The sequence below is a fragment of the Candidatus Chryseobacterium colombiense genome, from assembly GCA_029203185.1.
GTDB lineage: Bacteria > Bacteroidota > Bacteroidia > Flavobacteriales > Weeksellaceae > Chryseobacterium > Chryseobacterium colombiense.
This window is the reverse complement of the sequence record CP119310.1, coordinates 961889-979932: the sequence shown is the minus strand read 5'-3', so window position 1 is coordinate 979932 and position 18044 is coordinate 961889. Positions and strand designations below refer to the sequence as shown.

General features: G+C 34.7%; 22 protein-coding genes and 1 tRNA gene. 6 read left to right on the top strand and 17 right to left on the bottom strand.

Annotated elements, in window-relative coordinates; all coding sequences use genetic code 11:
• Window positions 1-9 precede the first annotated feature (9 nt).
• From infC to P0Y62_04180, 5 genes are all read left to right on the top strand, one after another.
• Window positions 10-510, top strand: coding sequence for a translation initiation factor IF-3 (infC, locus tag P0Y62_04200; protein WEK70760.1), 501 nt, complete (start codon window positions 10-12; stop codon window positions 508-510).
• Window positions 511-796: 286 nt separating this feature from the next.
• Complete coding sequence (locus P0Y62_04195) at window positions 797-1618, top strand: alpha/beta hydrolase (GenBank protein WEK70759.1); 822 nt, start codon at window positions 797-799, stop codon at window positions 1616-1618.
• 222 nt (window positions 1619-1840) lie between these two features.
• A complete protein-coding gene (gene rpmI / locus P0Y62_04190; protein WEK70758.1) occupies window positions 1841-2038 on the top strand; it encodes a 50S ribosomal protein L35 in 198 nt (65 codons plus the stop codon).
• 121 nt (window positions 2039-2159) lie between these two features.
• Window positions 2160-2504: a 50S ribosomal protein L20 gene (gene rplT, locus P0Y62_04185; protein WEK70757.1), complete on the top strand. Its 345-nt coding sequence runs from the start codon at window positions 2160-2162 to the stop codon at window positions 2502-2504.
• A gap of 104 nt (window positions 2505-2608) precedes the next feature.
• Window positions 2609-3775 carry a M28 family peptidase gene (locus P0Y62_04180; GenBank protein WEK70756.1) on the top strand — a complete coding sequence of 389 codons (1167 nt, stop codon included), beginning with the start codon at window positions 2609-2611 and terminating at the stop codon, window positions 3773-3775.
• Between the two features lie 52 nt (window positions 3776-3827).
• Here the strand turns inward: P0Y62_04180 and P0Y62_04175 are convergent, their stop codons facing one another.
• The 14 genes from P0Y62_04175 to P0Y62_04110 form a co-directional block, all read right to left on the bottom strand.
• Entirely contained in the window at window positions 3828-3971 is a 144-nt protein-coding gene (locus P0Y62_04175; protein WEK70755.1) for a hypothetical protein, read from the bottom strand.
• 34 nt (window positions 3972-4005) lie between these two features.
• Entirely contained in the window at window positions 4006-4593 is a 588-nt protein-coding gene (gene hisIE / locus P0Y62_04170) for a bifunctional phosphoribosyl-AMP cyclohydrolase/phosphoribosyl-ATP diphosphatase HisIE (GenBank protein ID WEK70754.1), read from the bottom strand.
• Window positions 4590-5342 carry an imidazole glycerol phosphate synthase subunit HisF gene (hisF, locus tag P0Y62_04165; GenBank protein WEK70753.1) on the bottom strand — a complete coding sequence of 251 codons (753 nt, stop codon included), beginning with the start codon at window positions 5340-5342 and terminating at the stop codon, window positions 4590-4592. Before hisF ends, hisIE begins: the two co-directional genes overlap by 4 nt.
• The gene (hisA, locus tag P0Y62_04160; protein ID WEK70752.1) at window positions 5335-6057 is read right to left on the bottom strand and encodes a 1-(5-phosphoribosyl)-5-[(5-phosphoribosylamino)methylideneamino]imidazole-4-carboxamide isomerase; all 723 of its coding nucleotides are present in this window, start codon (window positions 6055-6057) and stop codon (window positions 5335-5337) included. The genes hisF and hisA overlap by 8 nt, the downstream gene beginning before the upstream one ends.
• Window positions 6058-6059: 2 nt before the next feature.
• Complete coding sequence (gene hisH, locus P0Y62_04155) at window positions 6060-6638, bottom strand: imidazole glycerol phosphate synthase subunit HisH (GenBank protein ID WEK70751.1); 579 nt, start codon at window positions 6636-6638, stop codon at window positions 6060-6062.
• Complete coding sequence (gene hisB, locus P0Y62_04150; protein ID WEK70750.1) at window positions 6635-7729, bottom strand: bifunctional histidinol-phosphatase/imidazoleglycerol-phosphate dehydratase HisB; 1095 nt, start codon at window positions 7727-7729, stop codon at window positions 6635-6637. Before hisB ends, hisH begins: the two co-directional genes overlap by 4 nt.
• 2 nt (window positions 7730-7731) lie before the next feature.
• Complete coding sequence (gene hisC / locus P0Y62_04145; protein ID WEK70749.1) at window positions 7732-8757, bottom strand: histidinol-phosphate transaminase; 1026 nt, start codon at window positions 8755-8757, stop codon at window positions 7732-7734.
• Window positions 8754-10037 (bottom strand): histidinol dehydrogenase, encoded by a 1284-nt coding sequence (gene hisD / locus P0Y62_04140; protein ID WEK70748.1) that lies wholly within the window; start codon window positions 10035-10037, stop codon window positions 8754-8756. Before hisD ends, hisC begins: the two co-directional genes overlap by 4 nt.
• 1 nt (window position 10038) lies before the next feature.
• Window positions 10039-10896 (bottom strand): ATP phosphoribosyltransferase, encoded by an 858-nt coding sequence (hisG, locus tag P0Y62_04135; protein ID WEK70747.1) that lies wholly within the window; start codon window positions 10894-10896, stop codon window positions 10039-10041.
• A 249-nt stretch (window positions 10897-11145) separates the two neighbouring features.
• Complete coding sequence (locus P0Y62_04130) at window positions 11146-12246, bottom strand: glycosyltransferase family 1 protein (GenBank protein ID WEK70746.1); 1101 nt, start codon at window positions 12244-12246, stop codon at window positions 11146-11148.
• Window positions 12230-12904, bottom strand: coding sequence for a glycosyltransferase (locus P0Y62_04125; protein ID WEK70745.1), 675 nt, complete (start codon window positions 12902-12904; stop codon window positions 12230-12232). The genes P0Y62_04130 and P0Y62_04125 overlap by 17 nt, the downstream gene beginning before the upstream one ends.
• Window positions 12905-12919: 15 nt before the next feature.
• On the bottom strand, window positions 12920-13732 hold the full coding sequence (locus P0Y62_04120; GenBank protein WEK70744.1) for a 2,3,4,5-tetrahydropyridine-2,6-dicarboxylate N-succinyltransferase: 813 nt from the start codon (window positions 13730-13732) through the stop codon (window positions 12920-12922).
• Window positions 13733-13881: 149 nt separating this feature from the next.
• Entirely contained in the window at window positions 13882-14451 is a 570-nt protein-coding gene (locus tag P0Y62_04115) for a C40 family peptidase (GenBank protein ID WEK70743.1), read from the bottom strand.
• A gap of 161 nt (window positions 14452-14612) precedes the next feature.
• Window positions 14613-14987, bottom strand: a complete 375-nt coding sequence (locus P0Y62_04110; protein ID WEK70742.1) for a hypothetical protein — start codon at window positions 14985-14987, stop codon at window positions 14613-14615.
• A gap of 245 nt (window positions 14988-15232) precedes the next feature.
• Here P0Y62_04110 and P0Y62_04105 point away from each other — a divergent pair.
• Window positions 15233-15306, top strand: a tRNA-Ala gene (locus tag P0Y62_04105).
• Window positions 15307-15361: 55 nt separating this feature from the next.
• Here the strand turns inward: P0Y62_04105 and P0Y62_04100 are convergent.
• The 3 genes from P0Y62_04100 to P0Y62_04090 all read right to left on the bottom strand — a co-directional run bounded on the left by P0Y62_04100 (window position 15362) and on the right by P0Y62_04090 (window position 18020).
• Entirely contained in the window at window positions 15362-15847 is a 486-nt protein-coding gene (locus tag P0Y62_04100; protein WEK70741.1) for a MarR family transcriptional regulator, read from the bottom strand.
• A 3-nt stretch (window positions 15848-15850) separates the two neighbouring features.
• Window positions 15851-16339 carry a GNAT family N-acetyltransferase gene (locus tag P0Y62_04095; GenBank protein ID WEK70740.1) on the bottom strand — a complete coding sequence of 163 codons (489 nt, stop codon included), beginning with the start codon at window positions 16337-16339 and terminating at the stop codon, window positions 15851-15853.
• A gap of 265 nt (window positions 16340-16604) precedes the next feature.
• Window positions 16605-18020, bottom strand: a complete 1416-nt coding sequence (locus tag P0Y62_04090) for a TolC family protein (GenBank protein ID WEK70739.1) — start codon at window positions 18018-18020, stop codon at window positions 16605-16607.
• Between the last annotated feature and the right edge of the window lie 24 nt (window positions 18021-18044).

The following is an 18044-nucleotide window of genomic DNA, read 5'->3' as shown; positions in this document are numbered from 1 at the left end:
GACGCTCACTTGATCAACGATAAAATTCGTGTGAGAGAGCTTCGTTTAGTGGGCGATAACGTAGAGCCGGGAATCTACCCAATCGACAAAGCAAGACAGATTGCTGCAGAACAAGAATTGGATTTAGTAGTAATTTCCGATAAGGCAGAACCGTTTATTGCAAGAATATTAGAATACAAAAAATTCTTATATGAGCAAAAGAAAAAGCAAAAGGAACTAAAAGCCAAGCAGGTAAAAGTTGTAGTAAAAGAAATCCGTTTCGGACCTCAGACTGATGAGCACGATTACGAATTCAAGAAGAAGCATGCTGAAAAATTCCTTGAAGAAGGTTCAAAATTAAAAACCTACGTATTTTTTAAAGGCCGTTCTATTATCTTTAAAGATCAGGGAGAGATCTTACTTCTAAAACTTGCTCAGGAACTGGAGCACGTTGGAAAAGTAGACCAGCTTCCTAAGCTTGAAGGAAAAAGAATGATTATGATGATGAGTCCTAAAAAGCCGGCTAAATAATCTACAGCCAGATCATGAAGATCTGATTACAATAATTAAAACCTCAAAGTAATTTGAGGTTTTTGTTTTTTATGCTATTAAATTTTAAAAATAATTTTTTATTAACATAACTCAATAAATTATTAAAAATTGATTACTATTTTGTATAAATTGATAATACTTATTAATTATGTATTAAAATTTATCATAAATCAATATTTTGATAAAATTTTTGCTATACATTTGTTTTAGAAATAAGAAACAAAAAATTATTTAAACCAAAGAATAACAAATTAAACAGCAAAACATGAGCACACTAAAATTAAAAGACGGAACAGAGATTTTTTACAAAGACCAAGGAGCAGGACCAGTATTGATGTTTCACCACGGATGGCCTTTATCTTCAGATGATTGGGATGCGCAGGTAATTTTCTTTTTACAGAGAGGTTACAGAGTGATTTCTCACGACAGAAGAGGTCACGGAAGATCAAGCCAGAATATTTATAACCACACGATCGAACAATATGCTTCTGATGCAGCAGAACTGGTTGAATTTTTAGATCTGAAAGATGTTATCCATATCGGACATTCTACAGGAGGTGGTGAAGTAATCCGTTATGTTAACAAATATGCTAACGGAAGAGCTAAAAAAGCTGTTTTGATCAGCGCTGTTCCTCCAATTATGGTTAAAAGTGAAACGAATCCAGACGGAGTTCCGATGGAAGTTTTCGACGGCATCAGAGAGCAAACTTTGAACAACAGAAACCAATTTTATATTGACTTGACGTTCCCTTTCTACGGATACAACAGAGAAGGCGCTAATGTAAAAGAGGGTGTACAGAGAAACTGGTGGAGACAGGGAATGATGGGCGGAATCGTGGCTCATTATGACGGAATCAAAGCATTTTCTGAAACTGATTTTACCGAAGATCTGAAAGCTGTGGATATTCCGGTTCTGGTACTTCACGGAGAAGATGATCAGATCGTACCCATCGAAAATTCTGCTATCAAATCAGCAAAACTTTTGAAAAACGGAAAGTTGATTACGTATCCGGGATTCCCTCACGGAATGCCAACTACGGAGCACGAAACAATTAATAAAGACTTATTGGAGTTCATCCAGTCTTAATTTTGTCAATATATTTAAAAGAAAACTACAATTGGAGATACCGATTGTAGTTTTTTATTTAATCATCAAAAAGCTTTTGTATGTTACTGCTGAGATTAATTCCGGTTGGAAATTTTCTTTTCAAGTCTCGTTTTTTTTTCTTAATTTTGCAGACTATTATTCCTAATCTATTTAGGAATAGCCAATACAGATATTGATAACAAAACAATAAAAAGCAAAACAATGCCAAAATTAAAAACGAAATCAGGTGCTAAAAAGCGTTTTGCTCTTACTGGTACAGGTAAGATCAAAAGAAAAAATGCTTACAAAAGCCACATCTTAACTAAGAAAGAAACTAAGCAGAAGAGAAATCTTACTACTACTTCTTACGTAGCTAAAGTGGATGAGAAAAGCGTTCAACGTCAACTAGCCATTAAGTAGTTTTTATAAATCTATATTCGGTTTATAAGAATTCAAACAAATTCAACAATTTAACCCTGAAATGGAGCAGCTAAGTGCAATGAAACAGTTTGCCGCACATTTCAAAAAAACAATTTAAATTATGCCAAGATCAGTAAATGCCGTAGCTTCAAGAGCACGCAGAAAGAAAATTTTTAAGCAAGCTAAAGGTTTTTTCGGTAGAAGAAAGAACGTTTGGACTGTAGCTAAAAACGCGGTAGAAAAAGCAATGCAATATGCTTACCGTGGTAGAAAAGAGAAGAAAAGAAACTTCAGAGCACTTTGGATCACTCGTATCAACGCGGGAGCTAGAGTACACGGAATGTCTTACTCTCAATTTATGGGAGCTCTTAAAAAGAACAACATTGAGCTTAACAGAAAAGTTTTAGCAGATTTAGCAATGAATCACCCTGAAGCTTTCAAAGCAGTTGTAGATCAAGTAAAATAATGTAAAATTTTTGTTATCAATATAAATCCCGGGTTTTTTGCTCGGGATTTTTTTATTATTTACATTTGTCCTTTATTAATAAAGTTTAAAATCGAGGATTTCCAGTGAAAAAGATCAGTACTCTCCTATTTTTATCAGTTGTCGGATTTTGCAGTAAGGCACAAAGTTTTATTCAGGCTTATCAAACAAGAGCCAACCAGGTTTCCCAAACGAATGTTACGACTCTTTTACAGGAGTTTGGCAATTTAGGAGTGAAAACTACGGGTTCTACAGCGAATACTGATGCCTTGAATTGGTTGAAAGCAAAATACCAGTCGTTTGGTTATACTACAAGCCAGATTACGGAAGATTCTTTTACTTATGGAAGCTCAATATCCAAAAACCTTATTATTACCAAAACAGGAACTTTATATCCCAATACGTATGTCATTATCTGCGGTCATTACGATACAATCGTAGGTCCTGGGGTAAGTGATAACGGAAGTGGAACTTCTATCATATTAGAAGCTGCAAGAATTTTAAAAGATGTTCCTACGGAATATTCTATTAAATTTATTCATTTTTCAGGGGAAGAGCAAGGTTTGGTAGGAAGTACACACTATGTAAATAATGTAGTATTCCAGAATAATGTTCGTCAGCTGGATTTACGCGTAATATTTAATATTGATCAGGTAGGCGGCAAAATAGGAAATACAAACAATACAATTAATTGTGAAAGCGATCAGAGCGGACAGACCGGAAATAATGCCCCGTCTTTAGCAATGACGCAACAGCTGGCAAACTGTACCACATTATATTCACCACTTCAAGTAAATATGTCAAATGCTTATTCTTCAGATTATATGCCTTTTGAGGGAAAAGGAGACATCATTACCGGCTTTTATGAAACAACAAGAAGCTACAATGAGCATACCGCAAATGATACATTTGCCAATGTAGATCCTACTTATGTTTTTAATGTAGGAAAAGCTTCGGTGGGTGCACTTCAGCATTTTGCAATCGCCAGTACAACGTTGGGAACATCCGATATTACAATCAACAGACTTGATGGAGTTAGGATGTATCCTAATCCTGCAAAAGATATTCTCAATATTGAACTTCCTAAGGATATCAGGAATTTTAATTTTGAAATTACGGATTTGTCAGGAAGGTCTTTGCTGAAAACAGAAAACGAAACAAAAGTGAATGTTTCGATGTTGAAGAGAGGGGCTTATTTAGGAATCATTAAATCAGAAGGTAAAACTGCGGTGAGAAAGTTCTTAATTAAATAAGATTATCATCTATAAAAAATAAGAGCCAATTAATATAATTGGCTCTTTATTTTTATCCTCCCGTAGTACCGCTTTTTGAAGCTTCATTAATGGGATTCTTTCCTCCGCGCGTTCCTCCTTTCTGAGAAAGTGCGGTTAAATTTTCTTCCTCATTTTTAGGTAACTGAGGATTTTCCTTTTTTTCGTTTTCTGACATGGTTTTCGTTTTTAATTAAAAATAAAAATACGATTTATTTATTACGAATCATCAAAATTTCTTCAATATTTTCTAAACTCATATTTTTGGCTTTTAATAAAATCAAATAATGATAAAGTAAATCTGCGGCTTCATTTTTAAACAGATGATCATTATTGTCTTTGGCTTCTATTACCAATTCTACAGCTTCCTCTCCTACTTTTTGGGCTATTTTATTGATTCCTCTTTGAAATAATGAGTATGTGTAAGAGTCTTCAATTTTTTCTTCAATTCTCTGGTTAATTTTTTCTTCAAGTTCATAGAGAAAACCTTTAGCATTTTTATCTCCAAAACAACTGAAACTTCCGGTATGACAGGCTACATTTTTTGGAATGGTTTTAATTAAAACTGTATCATTGTCACAATCCATTTCAATACTTTTTACCGTTAAAAAATTGCCGGATTCTTCCCCTTTCGTCCAAAGCCTGTTTTTTGAACGGCTGAAAAAGGTCACTATTCCTTCGTTTTTTGTTTTTTCAAAAGCTTCTTCATTCATGTATCCCAACATAAGAACCTGCAATGTTCTGTCATCCTGGATAATAACTGGAATTAAACCTTCTCCCTTATTAAAATTAATGTTCATCGTACTGCAATTTTTTTAGATTTTAATTCATTTTTTAAATCCTGAATTTTTATTTCTCCAAAATGGAAAATACTTGCTGCCAAACCTCCTGTCGCTTTTGTTTGAGTAAAAACGTTCTCGAAATCTTCAATTTTTCCAGCTCCACCGGAAGCAATTACCGGAATATTTACGTTTTCGGAGACCAATTTTGTAATTTTTATATCAAAACCATTTTTGGTTCCGTCTCCATCCATAGAAGTCAAAAGAATTTCTCCGGCTCCCAGTTCTTCTGCTTTTCTCGCCCAATCCAACGTTCCTAAATCCGTAATTTCTCGTCCGCCTTTCACATGAACCCAATCAGAACCATTAACAAACTTGGTATCAATGGCAACAACAATGCATTGTCTTCCAAATTCTTCGGCTAAATGAGAGATCAGCTTTGGGTTTTTCACTGCGGAAGAATTGATGCTTATTTTATCGGCTCCGGCTTCCAGTAGCTTTCTGACATCTTCAATCGCTGAAATTCCACCACCTACGGTAAAAGGGATACTGATTTCCTGAGCAATCTCTTTTACCAATTCAATAAAAGTTTTTCGTTCTTCAATGGTGGCTGTAATGTCCAGAAAAACCAACTCATCGGCTCCTTCATATTCGTATTTTTTTGCCAGTTCAATTGGATTTCCGGCATTTCTCAGATCTTCAAAGTTAATTCCTTTTACCGTCGTTCCGTCTTTGATATCCAAACAGGGAATAATTCTCTTTTTAAGCATTTTCAATCAATTTCTGCAGTTCTTTCAATTCAATTCTTCCTTCATAAATCGCTTTTCCGATAATTGCTCCGGAACAGCCGATTTCTTTCATCTCATAAACATCTTCCATGCAGGAAATTCCACCACTTGCCACTAATTGGACTGAGGTTTGGTTTAAAATATCCTTATATAAATCTGTTGAAGCTCCTTCCAGCATTCCGTCCTTTGAAATATCTGTGCATATCACATTTTTTATTCCTTTTTTCTGATACTGGAAAATAAAATAAATAACATCCTGATCACTTTCTTCCAGCCAGCCTGAAGTTTTGATCTTTCTATTTTCACAGTCTGCACCAAGAATAATTTTTTCTGCACCATATTTTTTGATTAAATCGAAACAAAACTCAGGATTTTGGACAGCAACGCTTCCTATGGTGATTTGTTTCGCTCCTGAATCAAAAGCAATCTCAATATCCTTCAAGGTTTTTAATCCACCTCCAAAATCTATTTCCAGAGAAGTTTCTCTCGCAATATTTTTCAATACTTTCTGATTGACAATATGTTTGGATTTGGCACCATCTAAATCGACCAGATGAAGATATTTTATTCCAAAATTTTCAAATTCTTTCGCTACTTCAACCGGATTTTCATTGTATATTTTTTTAGTTCCGTAATCTCCTTTTGACAGACGGACACATTTTCCTTCGATAATATCAATGGCAGGAATAATTTTCATAACTAAAGTTTTAAAAAGTTTTCTAATAGTTGATTTCCAATTTTTCCTGATTTTTCAGGATGAAACTGCATCGCATAAAAATTATCTTTTTGCAGAGACGCACTGAACGGCAGAATATAATCACAAACAGAAGTTGTATTTTCCGAGAGTTCGCAATAATAACTGTGAACAAAATAGACATCGCTTTCCTCTTCAGCTCCGGAAAAAATGGTTGATTTGAAATCTGAAATTGTATTCCATCCCATATGCGGAACAATATCTTTCGCCGGAAACCTCTTTACGTTGATATCAAAAATTCCCATTCCTACCGTGCTGCCTTCTTCATTGTTTTTACACATCAATTGCATCCCTAAACAAATTCCCAAAACAGGCTGTTTTAATGTCGGAATTAACTGATCCAATCCTTTTTCCTTTAAATTGCTCATTGTAGACGACGCTTCTCCGACTCCCGGAAAAATTACTTTATCTGCCTTTTTGATCAAATCAAAATCATCCGTAATGATTGATTCTGCTCCCAATCTTTCCAAGGCATTCTGTACAGAATTGACGTTCCCGCCATTGTATTTTATAATCGCTATCATAAGCTTCCTTTTGTTGACGGTAAATTAAAATTCTGATCAGATTGATTGACTGCCATTTTGGTTGCTTTCGCAAAGGCTTTAAAAATAGATTCAATCTTGTGGTGTTCATTTTCTCCTTCTACTTGAATATTTAAATTGCATTTAGCAGAATCTGTGAAAGATTTGAAGAAATGCTCAAACATTTCAGTGGGAACATCTCCGATCTTTTCGCGTTTGAAATAGGCTTTCCAAATTAGCCAGGAACGGCCTCCGAAATCAAGAGCAACTTGTGCCAAACAATCGTCCATCGGAAGCAGGAAACCATATCGCTCTATTCCTTTTTTCTTTCCTAAAGCTTTTAAAATGGCTTCTCCTAAAACAATTCCTGTATCTTCAATCGTGTGGTGCTCATCCACCTGTAAATCTCCATTTACTTTAATTTTCAGGTCTAAATTGCCGTGTTTAGAAATCTGTTCCAACATATGATCAAAAAAATGTAAACCCGTTGAGATTTCAGAATTTCCGCTTCCATCAAGATTAACTTCAATTTCAATATCGGTTTCATTGGTTTTTCTGGAAATTTTAGATCTTCGTGGAATCTGTTTTAAATATTGGTAAATTTCACTCCAGCTTTCAGTCGTTAATGCTGCATTTTCATTCTGGTCCTTACTAATGAAAATTGCTTTTGAACTTAAATTTTGGGCTAACTGAATGTCTGTTAACCGATCTCCGATCACAAAAGAATTTTCGAGATCATAATTTCCGTAAATGTATTTTCCCAACATTCCGATTCCGGGCTTTCTGGTAGGTAAATTTTCGTTTTCAAAGCTTGTATCGATCAGAATATCATTAAAAATAATTCCTTCATTTTTAAATGCTTTGAGCGTCTTTTCATGAGGTTGTATAAAATTTTCATAAGGAAAACTCTCCGTTCCCAAACCATCCTGATTGGTTACCATGACGAGTTCAAAATCAAGTTCTTTCACAATTTTTGAAAGATTTTGAAATACACCGGGATAGAATTCAAGTTTTTCTAAGGAATCTACCTGGAAATCTGTTGGCGGTTCTATAATCAAAGTTCCGTCGCGGTCTATAAATAATACTTTTTTCATGATTAAATACTTTTTAAAACCTGAATGAATTGAATGTTCTCTTCCCGATTTCCCACATTCACTCTGATAGAATTCGAAATTTGCGGGCTTCTTTTGCTGGTCAGAATTTTATTTTCCAATAGTTTTGCGTAGACCTGTTCTGCATTTTCAAATTCAATAAGAAAGAAATTGGCATCGGTCGGATACACTTTTTTGATACATTTTATTTCTCTGAATTCATTTTTCAGCCAGGAGATTTCATTTAAAGTATTTTCTAGGTTTGATTTTGCAATTTCTTGTTTATTAATTATTTCAATTATTTTATTTAAACTTAATGAATTGACGTTGTAAGGTGCTTTTACTGTATTAATCAGCCTGATTATTTTCTCGGAAGAATAAGCAATACCAACTCTTGTTCCAGCCATTCCCCATGCTTTTGAAAACGTTTGAAGCACAATCAGGTTCGGATATTTGTCGAGTAATTCAATGCATGATTTTTTTCCGGAAAATTCTATATACGCTTCGTCCACTACTACAATCCCTTTGAAGTTTTGAATATAAAATTCAATGTCTTCAATAGAATTTCCGGTAGGATTATTCGGAGAACACAGGAAAAAAATCTTGCTTTTGAAATCATTTGAAATCGCAAGAAAATCATCTTTTACAATCTCAAAATTTTCATTTAAATCTAGTTTTATTACTTTATTTTCATTGATAGAGGCATAAAAACCATACATAGCAAACGAAGGATTCATCATTAAAATAGAGTCATTTTTCGGCTCACAAAAAACCTTGATAATCAGATCGATCAACTCATCACTTCCGTTTCCGACTGCAATTTGATCCGGTGATATATTCTTTACCCCGGAAAGTTTTTGTTTTAACTTCTTCTGAGTGGAATCTGGATAACGGTTCATCTCACCAAACGGACTTTCATTGGCATCCAGTAAAACTGGGTTCTCAAATTCATTGGTATCTCTAAAGCTTACATAAGGCTGCAATTCCAGGATATTCTTTCTTACTAAATTATTGATATTGAATTCTTTCATTTTCTTGTTTTTAATCTTATACTTACTGCATTTTTGTGGGCAAACAGCCCTTCTGCTTCTGCCATGATCTCTATTGTTTTCCCTAAATTCTGAAGACCTTCTTTTGACAGGTTCTGAAAAGTGATTTTCTTTACAAAGCTGTCTAAAGAAACTCCGCTGTAATTCTTTGCAAATCCGTTGGTAGGAAGCGTGTGATTGGTTCCGCTTGCATAATCTCCGGCACTTTCGCAGGAATAGTTTCCAAGAAAAACGGAACCCGCATTTTGGATTTTCGGGATATATTTTTCAAAGTCATCCAAAGCTAAAATCAAATGTTCCGGAGCATATAGATTGCTGAATTCCATAGCATCCTCTAATGTTTGTAATAAAATAAAATGACTGTTTTTCAGCGCTTCTTTTGCGAATTCATTTCTGGGAAGCTTCTGAAGCTGGATTTCCGTTTCTTTAATTGTCCGGTTAAAAATTTCTTCATCCGTTGTAAGAAAAATTACCTGACTGTCACTTCCGTGTTCGGCCTGAGACAGCAGATCTGCAGCACAGAATGCAGGAATTGCTTTTTCATCTGCAATCACTAAAACTTCGCTTGGTCCTGCAGGCATGTCAATAGCAATATTATAGTTTTGGGCGAATTCTTTCGCTGCAACAACGTATTGATTTCCCGGTCCGAAGATTTTATACACATTGGGAATACTTTTTGTGCCTAAAGTCATGGCTGCAATGGCTTGTGCTCCGCCTACTTTAAACACTTGAGTCACGCCGCAAAGTTTCGCGGTATATAAAATGGCCGGATTAATATTTCCTTTTTTATCAGGAGGAGTACATAGAATGATTTCTTTACATCCTGCCAACTGAGCAGGAATAGCAAGCATTAAAACTGTGGAAAATAGTGGTGCTGTTCCTCCAGGAATATAAATTCCAACTTTTTCAATTGCTCTGTTTTCTCTCCAGCAGATTACTTCTTTTGTAGTCTCAATTTTTTCTACTGTGACAATTTGTGAGGCATGAAATTTTGTAATATTGTCTTTTGCCTGTTGAATAGCTTGTTTTAATTCAATACTGATGAAATTTTCAGCATTTTTTATCTCTTCTTCAGAAACTTTGATATTTTTAATTTCAACTCCATCAAACTTTTTATTAAAATCAAGCAGTGCCTCATCTCCATTCTTTTCGACTTCTTTAAAAATATTGGCAATAATTTCCGAAAGTTTCTCTTTTTGTAAAGCTGGTCTTTTTACCAGTTCAGTCCAGCTTTCTTTTTGAGGATATTTGTTAATTTTCATATTAAATTACCATTTTATCGATTGGAATTATTAAAATATCTTGGGCTCCTTTTTCTTTAAGTTCGTCTATAACTTCCCAAAAACGTTCTTCATCAATCACCGAATGAATACTGCTCCAGCCTTTTTCCGCTAAGGGAATTACAGTGGGACTTTTAAGTACTGGAAGTGTTTTTGAAATGAGTTCAATCTTTTCATTCGGGACATTCATCAGAATGTACTTTGAGTTTTTGGCTTTTAAAACAGCCTTGATTCTGAACAGGAATTTCTCCAAAATGATGATTTTTCCCGGGCTTAACTGTGACGTTTTTGCCAATACAGCTTCAGATTTCAAGAGGGTTATTGTTTCTCTTAAACCGTTTTTGAATAAGGTGCTTCCTGAGCTTACAATATCACAGATTCCATCGGCAAGACCTATATTGGGGGCAATTTCGACTGAGCCTGAAATAACGTGAATATCTGCTGAAACATTATTTTTCTGAAGAAAGTTTTTAAGTGTATTCGGATAAGATGTAGCTATTTTTTTCCCTTGAAAATAATTGAGATCATCCGTTTCAATTTCCTTTGGAATGGCTAAAGAAACCCTACATTTTGAGAAGCCCAGAGGCTGAATAATTTCAATATTCTTTTGTTTTTCGACTAAAAGGTTTTCCCCGACAATGGCAATGTCCACCACTCCGTCTTCCAGATATTGAGGAATATCTGAATTTCTTAGATACATGATTTCCATCGGAAAATTATCTACAGAAACTTTGAGCTGGTCTTTTCCATTGTTGATGAAAATTCCACAGTCTTTGAGGAGCTGAAGAGATTCTTCGTAAAGTCGTCCGCTTTTTTGTATTGCTATTTTTAATGTACTCATTTCACTTTTGTTGTGTCTGAGCAAATAAAATGGTTGAATTGAAAAAATTTCCCGGGATAAATTTAGAAACAAAAAAACCGTCTATTTACTCAGACGGTTTTTAATTATTTTGATTTTTAACATATTACATCTCAATCAATTCCGTCTAGCAGATATGATGGTGATAATGATGTACTGTTAAAAAATTCGGTTTCATTGTTGAAATTTTGTGGTACAAATGTAGGACTTATTTTTAAACTTCCAAGAATTTTAAGAAATAATTTTTCTGTAGAGACTCATAAGTTCGTTGGTAATAGGTTCGTCATTGAACTTCTGAACGAACTCAAAACTCTTTTCAGCGCGGCGTTTTCTTTCGGATTCGTTTTCCCACAAAAACTTTATTTTTGACTGAATATCTAAATAATTTTTAGGTTCAATATACACAGAATCTGGACCTCCTGCTTCCGGAAGACAGCTTGTATTGCTTGTAACAGTAACCGTTTTTGAGAAAAGTGCTTCTATCACAGGAATTCCGAAGCCTTCAAAAAAGCTTGGATAAACAAAAATATCGGCTAATTTATAGAGAACGGCCAATTCATCCATAGAAACACCTTCTAAAAAATGAATCTGCTTTTCCATTTTGTTCTTCTGAATGAAACCTGCTACTTTCTGAAAATATTTTGTTTTCTTTCCGACTACAACCAATGGAATATTCGTTCCGCTTATTGCTTTTACGATATTTAGGAGATTCTTGCGATCTTCTATGGTTCCTACATTTAGAATAAATCTTTCAGGCAGGCCGAATTTTTCTTTTGTAGCCTGAATAAATTCTTGGGACTGCTGTTCTTTAAAAGCTTTATGGCAACCCTGATAAATCACTTCGATCTTCGAGGCCGGAACTTTTAAAAACTGAACAATATCTCTTTTCGTCTGTTCTGAAATGGCAATGATTTTATCGGCAGTATTTGCTGCTTTTTTAAATTTCCAAAAATGGATTTTTTGATCAAAAAAGGAATAGTACTGCGGATATCTTATAAAAATAAGATCGTGAATCGTTACGATTTTTTTGATTGGCTTTTTATCCCATTTCAAAGGTAATTCACCGGACAATCCATGGAAAATATCTGCATTTTGTTTCTGTGCATCCTTCCCCATTTTGAACTGGCGGGACATATTTCCTTTCGAGGTTTCGACAAAGTGAACATTTGGATTTTCTAAAATTTCTTTCCCTCTATCCGATTTATTTTTATGCAGCAAAATATATTCGTTTTCTGGAAAATATTTTGACAAAATACGAATGAGATCCCGGGAATAGTTTCCTAATCCTGATGTGTTATGGAAGAAACGTTTTGCATCATAAGCTATCTTCATTCTCAGGTCTTATGATGTTTTGAGTCAGTTGTTTCTTTTTCCAGTGTTCGGATTTGTCTTTATAAAGGAAGAATTTACCAAGCTTGTATTTGAACTGCATTTTGTTGTCGTAATGAGGTCCCAAAAACCGGTGCGGAATATTTGGATTTTCTTTAAGACATTCTTTAATTGAGTCTGTGTACACTGTTGGTCCAGTTGTTTTATGAACATTATGAGGATATGGGTTGTTTTTAATATTGTCCAGTATATTCTCTAATGTTCTCTGTAAAAATGGGTGTCCGGCTTCATACACCAGACCCCATTGTACATAATATGTTGGTGGATCTTCATCCGTTACTAACGCAGTATCATCTTCGCGAATCAGCTTTCGCAAAGGAATATTAATTCCACTGTCGATATCCAGATATACTCCTCCTTTTTTGTACAGGATGGCATATCTGAAAAAATCTGCTTTAGCCGCACCTATAGTTAACCTGTTGTAGGCTTTCAGATATTCAGGCGGAAACTCATCTTTAAAGAATTCGGTAATCCTTTTGTCATCATAGAAATGATACTGATATTCAGGATTTTTCTTAAGCATTCTTTTTATATGAAACCTCGTAAGCCACGGGAGCTTATCGGTTTTAAAGGTCTGAAAGATCTGTTTAGGAATGGCCATAGTTTTGATATGAATTTAAACTGCTACGTTGTTTTCTCTCAATGCATCATTAAGAGATGTTTTTTTATCTGTAGATTCTTTTCTCTGACCGATGATCAAAGCACAAGGAACCTGATATTCTCCTGCAGGATATTGTTTTGTATAACTTCCAGGAATTACTACTGAACGTGCAGGAACTCTTCCTTTAATTTCAATAGGTTCCGGACCTGTAACGTCGATAATTTTAGTTGAAGCGGTTAATACAACATTGGCTCCCAAAACAGCTTCTTTTTCTACGTGAACTCCTTCAACAACGATACATCTTGATCCGATGAAACAATCGTCTTCAATGATTACCGGTGCAGCCTGAAGCGGTTCTAAAACACCACCGATACCAACACCACCACTTAAGTGTACGTTTTTACCGATCTGTGCACAGCTTCCCACAGTAGCCCAAGTATCAACCATTGTTCCTGAATCTACATAAGCTCCGATATTTACATAAGAAGGCATCATAATGACTCCCGGAGCAATATAAGCTCCCTCTCTTGCAATCGCATGAGGTACAACTCTTACTCCTTTTTCAGCATAGTTTCTTTTCAAAGGCATTTTGTCGTGAAATTCAAACGGACCTACTTCAATAGTTTCCATTTTCTGGATCGGGAAATACATTACGACAGCTTTTTTCACCCATTCATTTACCTGCCATCCGTTTTCTGTAGGTTCAGCTGTACGAAGCTCTCCTTTATCAACCAAAGAAATAACCTCTCTAATTGCCTTTTGGCTATCTTCATTCTGCAATAATTCTCTGTTGTCCCAGATATTTTCAATTGTTTGTTGTAACGACATGTTTCTACTTTAAAATTATTTTGCCAAATATACAAAAAAGTTCATCTTATTCTGAACCATAAGAGCTACAAAAATTTGATTATTGCGTCAGTTTTTGACCTTTATAGAAAACGTGATGATTGGAAAAATCAATTTTATAAAATCTTTATTTATAAGACTCTTTGAGCATGAAGATAAGCCTTATTCCAGTATTTTTCGTTGAGCGAAGAGATGATCACTCCTTTTGATGTGGAGGCGTGAATGAATTTCACTTCGCCATCACTTCCGATATCATGAACGATACCCACGTGTGAGACCCTGCTTCCTCCTCCTGTTGCAAAAAATAAAAGATCTCCGGGTTTTACGTATGTAATATCTATTTTTTCTCCGGCTAAAGCCTGATCTGATGATCTTCTGGGAAGTTTAAAATCGTTTTCTTCGAATACCTTTACGGTAAATCCGGAACAATCGAAGCCAGAAGAATTATTTCCTCCGAATTTATATGGAGTGCCCATATACTTTTCTGCGTCCCTTAAAATGTCATTAATTGATTTGGAAACTTTTCCGCTGAATTTGGAATCCAGTTTTCGAAGGCTTTCGGTTCTTGCTACTGATTTATTTTTTGAATTCTTTTCAGTAACACTTTTTGAACTTCCACAGGAAATGATAATTGATGATACAATCAGTAAAACAGATAATTGTTTTATTCTTAAATGATTTTCCAATAATCCCAATTTCATGCGTTTCCGATTGTTTAATGATGTATTGCAAATATATAAATTTAGTACATTACATATTATTGAGGATTTGTTAAATTAAACAGATTAAAAACATTTTTTTCTTTAAAAACAAAAAATCCGGAAAAATTAATTTTCCGGATTTTATTATATATTTTTAAATCTTATTTTTTATCTTTTTCGCCACTCCATGTTCCTGATCTTTCAGGTGTAGGAACTGAATTTACCCAACTTCCACTTCCTTTTTTATCAGTGTTAAGATTTCCTCTGAATTGTCCGTCAGACGGAAGACCCACTGCAGCATTTAAATCTCCGGAAGAATTAACATTTCCGGAAATATTGTAATTTTCCTGATTCACATCAGAATGCATTGTTCCGGTCACTTTTCCATCACTTGCTACAACAATATTCCACACTCCTTTATCACTTCCTTCATATGTTCCATGCCAAGTCCCGATAAAATCATAAATGCTGTCGTCATCCGAACTACATCCGATAAATAAAAAAGCTGTTAATAAGAGTAAAAAAAGTTTCTTCATAGTTTAATAAAAGTTTTATGAAATAAATCTTGTTGAGTTTGAATTTGGCAAATATATAATTTTAATTTAATTTCTTAGGCTTTTTGAAATGTTTATTTTTCAGTAATTAAAGAAAGATTTAATTTCAATTGATATTGTAATCAAATTCATAATAATCAGTTTTGTGAAAAACTATTTAACAAATTATTTATAATAATGATTGAATTTTGGAAATAATTTCTATTTTTGCAACCACGAAACGGACTGGGGAATTAGCTCATCTGGCTAGAGCGTTAGACTGGCAGTCTAAAGGTGACGGGTTCGATCCCCGTATTCTCCACAAAAGAGTTGCAATTAATTGTAACTCTTTTTTTTATGAAGTTATTTTGTCTAAATTATTTGTTATCCGCGTTCTTCAGCTGTAAAACCCGCTGCAAAAAAGATTGATGGGTAATTTTTTCTTCCGCCTCATTGATAGCTTTGAGTAAATGGTTTTCATTATCAGCTATTTCACCTAATACTTTTGAGATAATTTCCCAGACCGGTTTCATTTTTTCTATGAGTTCCATTCCTTTAGGTGCAATTTCTATCAGGCGCTTTCGTTCGTCGGTTTTATCTTTTTTGGACTGTATCATCTGCTGTTTTTCAAGCTCTTTCAAAAGACTGATGGTGGAAGGATGGGTATAGCCTATTTCGTTAGCGATTTCTACTACGCTGAGTGTCTGTTTATGATGCAGGGTAAAGATCACCGGAAACCATTTGGGTTCGAAATCGATTCCGAATTCTTTATAAATTAAAGCTCCGTCCTTACGCAACTGTTCACTGAGGCGCTGCAGTCTTGTTGATAAAGCGAGGGTTCCGGATTCATTAATGACATTCATAGTTTATGATTTTAGATCTAAGAAACAAAATACATTATCGGCACTCATCAAAGGGAATTTTGCAGGTAAGTCTTCCTTGTCAATGATTTTAAAGTGATTCCGTTCGTAAAAACGTAGCGCAGCTTTGAGTATCGATACCGTTCCCAAATATACTTCTTCTATTCCATTTTCATGACAGTAAGTAATGAGCGTTTCTAATAGTTGCTGAGCGATATTGTGTTCTTTTCCCCTGAAATCCTTTTTTACAAACATTTTTCGGATAGCAGCGGCATTTTCATCAAACTTTACCAATGCAATGGTTCCCACAAGTTCATCATTAATAAAAGCTCCCCAGAAATTCCCGCCACTGTTTAGATAAAAATTTTCAATTTGCATAAGATCGGGTTGATCTTCTATCGTGATCGGAACATTGAATTCTTTTTGCTGAATATTCAAAACAAGGTCTATAACTGATTTTGAATAGGTGTTGTTTATTGTTTTGATTTCTAACATTGTAATTATTTATGTACAAAACTACGTAGTTAACTACATATTTACAAATAAAGATGAAAAATTATATTTAATATATTGATAATGAGTTTTTTAAATTAATTTAAGTTTTAAATGGTGTAGTAAAGTAAAGTGAGATACTTCATTGCATTTTGTTTCATTCAGAATGACAGAGAGAGTTATTTTTTTTTGAGTTATGATTAAATTAAAATAAAAAACGTGCATTGAAGTTCATCAATACACGTTTTACTTACTTAAATATTAGAATTTATTTCCAACCACCTCCAAGAGCCTGGTAAAGCTCTACTCCAGCCTTCATTTTACTGTATTTTGCATTGGCAATGTTCAATTCCGCATTTAATGAATTGACACTTGCATTTAACACTTCAAGATAATTGGCCATACCATAGTTCACCAATTCCTGAGAGTAATCTACAGATTTTTTATAGGAATCCAGTTCTTTCTGCTTCAGTGCGATATAAGAATCCTGAACTGAGAACACGCGGATTGCATCTGAAACTTCTTTTCCTGCAGTAAGAACTGTTTTTCTGAAATTCAGATAAGCAGTTTCCTGATTGGCAAGGCTTACTTCATAATTGGTCTTGATTGTTCTTTTGTTTAAGATAGGCTGTGCTAAACCTGCTACAACACTTGCAAACAAAGAATTGACACTGAACAGGTGATCGATATCCATAGACTGAAGACCTCCGCTACCTGTAATTTTTAAAGTAGGATAAAACTGGGCTTTTGCAGCGTTTGTAAGCTCAAAAGCGTTCATTAAGCTGTATTCCGCTTTCATTACGTCCGGTCTGTTTGATAACAACTGAGCCGGATATCCCAATTTTAAATCAATCGGAACATTTTGAGCTTCCAAAGATGATCTTTCAATTGAATGAGAAGGTTCTCCCATCAATAAGCTCATTGTATTTTCCAACAGCTGAATCTGGGTATCGATGTCAATTAATAAGGATTTTGCATTATACACTAAAGCCTCACTCTGCTGAACTGCTACTTCTGTAACGGTTCCTGAAACTTTTAAAGCTTTGGTGGTTTCTAAATTTTGCTCACGGACTTTAATAGTTTCTGTGATGATTTTTTTCTGCTCATCAAAAGTCAATAACTGATAATAAGCAGAAGCAATGGAAGCAATCAAATCACTTTTTACTGCTTTGTGAGCGGCAACTGTTCCTAAATAAGTAGCTAACTGAGCTTTTTCCTGGGCTTTTAATTTTCCCCAAAGATCAGCTTCAAAACCAATACTTGCCGTAATGTCAAGCTGGTTGATATATCTTCTTTGCCCGAATAACTGTCCGGTTTGTGTATTCAAAGACTGGGTCTGGAAAGTATAGCCGGGACCAACCGTTACTGTCGGTTCATAAGCTGCTTTACTTTGTTTTAAATAAGCTTCCGCAGAATTGATACTCTGTAAAGCAATTCTTATATCCAGGTTGTTTTCCAGTGCCTTTGAAATATGCCTCTGAAGGATAGGATCTGTAAAAATCTCTTTCCAGGAAACATTAGAAATGTTTGTACTGTCAGCAGGAAGCATATCTGTACGGTACAGCTTTTCGTCAACAACATGATCTGGTCTGTGATATTCTTTTCTCGCCATACAAGAGGATACGGCAGCAAGAATTGCGACTGAAAATGTTATTCCTTTTATGATGTTTAATAAACTCTTCATTCTTTAAAGGTTTAAAGTTTTAGG

Coding starts and splice junctions, on each gene's coding strand:
- P0Y62_04195 (WEK70759.1), top strand. CDS start 797: ATGAGCACACTAAAATTAAAAGACGGAACAGAGATTTTTTACAAAGAC.
- rpmI (WEK70758.1), top strand. CDS start 1,841: ATGCCAAAATTAAAAACGAAATCAGGTGCTAAAAAGCGTTTTGCTCTT.
- rplT (WEK70757.1), top strand. CDS start 2,160: ATGCCAAGATCAGTAAATGCCGTAGCTTCAAGAGCACGCAGAAAGAAA.
- P0Y62_04175 (WEK70755.1), bottom strand. CDS start 3,971: ATGTCAGAAAACGAAAAAAAGGAAAATCCTCAGTTACCTAAAAATGAG.
- hisIE (WEK70754.1), bottom strand. CDS start 4,593: ATGAACATTAATTTTAATAAGGGAGAAGGTTTAATTCCAGTTATTATC.
- hisF (WEK70753.1), bottom strand. CDS start 5,342: ATGCTTAAAAAGAGAATTATTCCCTGTTTGGATATCAAAGACGGAACG.
- hisA (WEK70752.1), bottom strand. CDS start 6,057: ATGAAAATTATTCCTGCCATTGATATTATCGAAGGAAAATGTGTCCGT.
- hisH (WEK70751.1), bottom strand. CDS start 6,638: ATGATAGCGATTATAAAATACAATGGCGGGAACGTCAATTCTGTACAG.
- hisB (WEK70750.1), bottom strand. CDS start 7,729: ATGAAAAAAGTATTATTTATAGACCGCGACGGAACTTTGATTATAGAA.
- hisC (WEK70749.1), bottom strand. CDS start 8,757: ATGAAAGAATTCAATATCAATAATTTAGTAAGAAAGAATATCCTGGAA.
- hisD (WEK70748.1), bottom strand. CDS start 10,037: ATGAAAATTAACAAATATCCTCAAAAAGAAAGCTGGACTGAACTGGTA.
- hisG (WEK70747.1), bottom strand. CDS start 10,896: ATGAGTACATTAAAAATAGCAATACAAAAAAGCGGACGACTTTACGAA.
- P0Y62_04130 (WEK70746.1), bottom strand. CDS start 12,246: ATGAAGATAGCTTATGATGCAAAACGTTTCTTCCATAACACATCAGGA.
- P0Y62_04125 (WEK70745.1), bottom strand. CDS start 12,904: ATGGCCATTCCTAAACAGATCTTTCAGACCTTTAAAACCGATAAGCTC.
- P0Y62_04120 (WEK70744.1), bottom strand. CDS start 13,732: ATGTCGTTACAACAAACAATTGAAAATATCTGGGACAACAGAGAATTA.
- P0Y62_04115 (WEK70743.1), bottom strand. CDS start 14,451: ATGAAATTGGGATTATTGGAAAATCATTTAAGAATAAAACAATTATCT.
- P0Y62_04110 (WEK70742.1), bottom strand. CDS start 14,987: ATGAAGAAACTTTTTTTACTCTTATTAACAGCTTTTTTATTTATCGGA.
- P0Y62_04100 (WEK70741.1), bottom strand. CDS start 15,847: ATGAATGTCATTAATGAATCCGGAACCCTCGCTTTATCAACAAGACTG.
- P0Y62_04095 (WEK70740.1), bottom strand. CDS start 16,339: ATGTTAGAAATCAAAACAATAAACAACACCTATTCAAAATCAGTTATA.
- P0Y62_04090 (WEK70739.1), bottom strand. CDS start 18,020: ATGAAGAGTTTATTAAACATCATAAAAGGAATAACATTTTCAGTCGCA.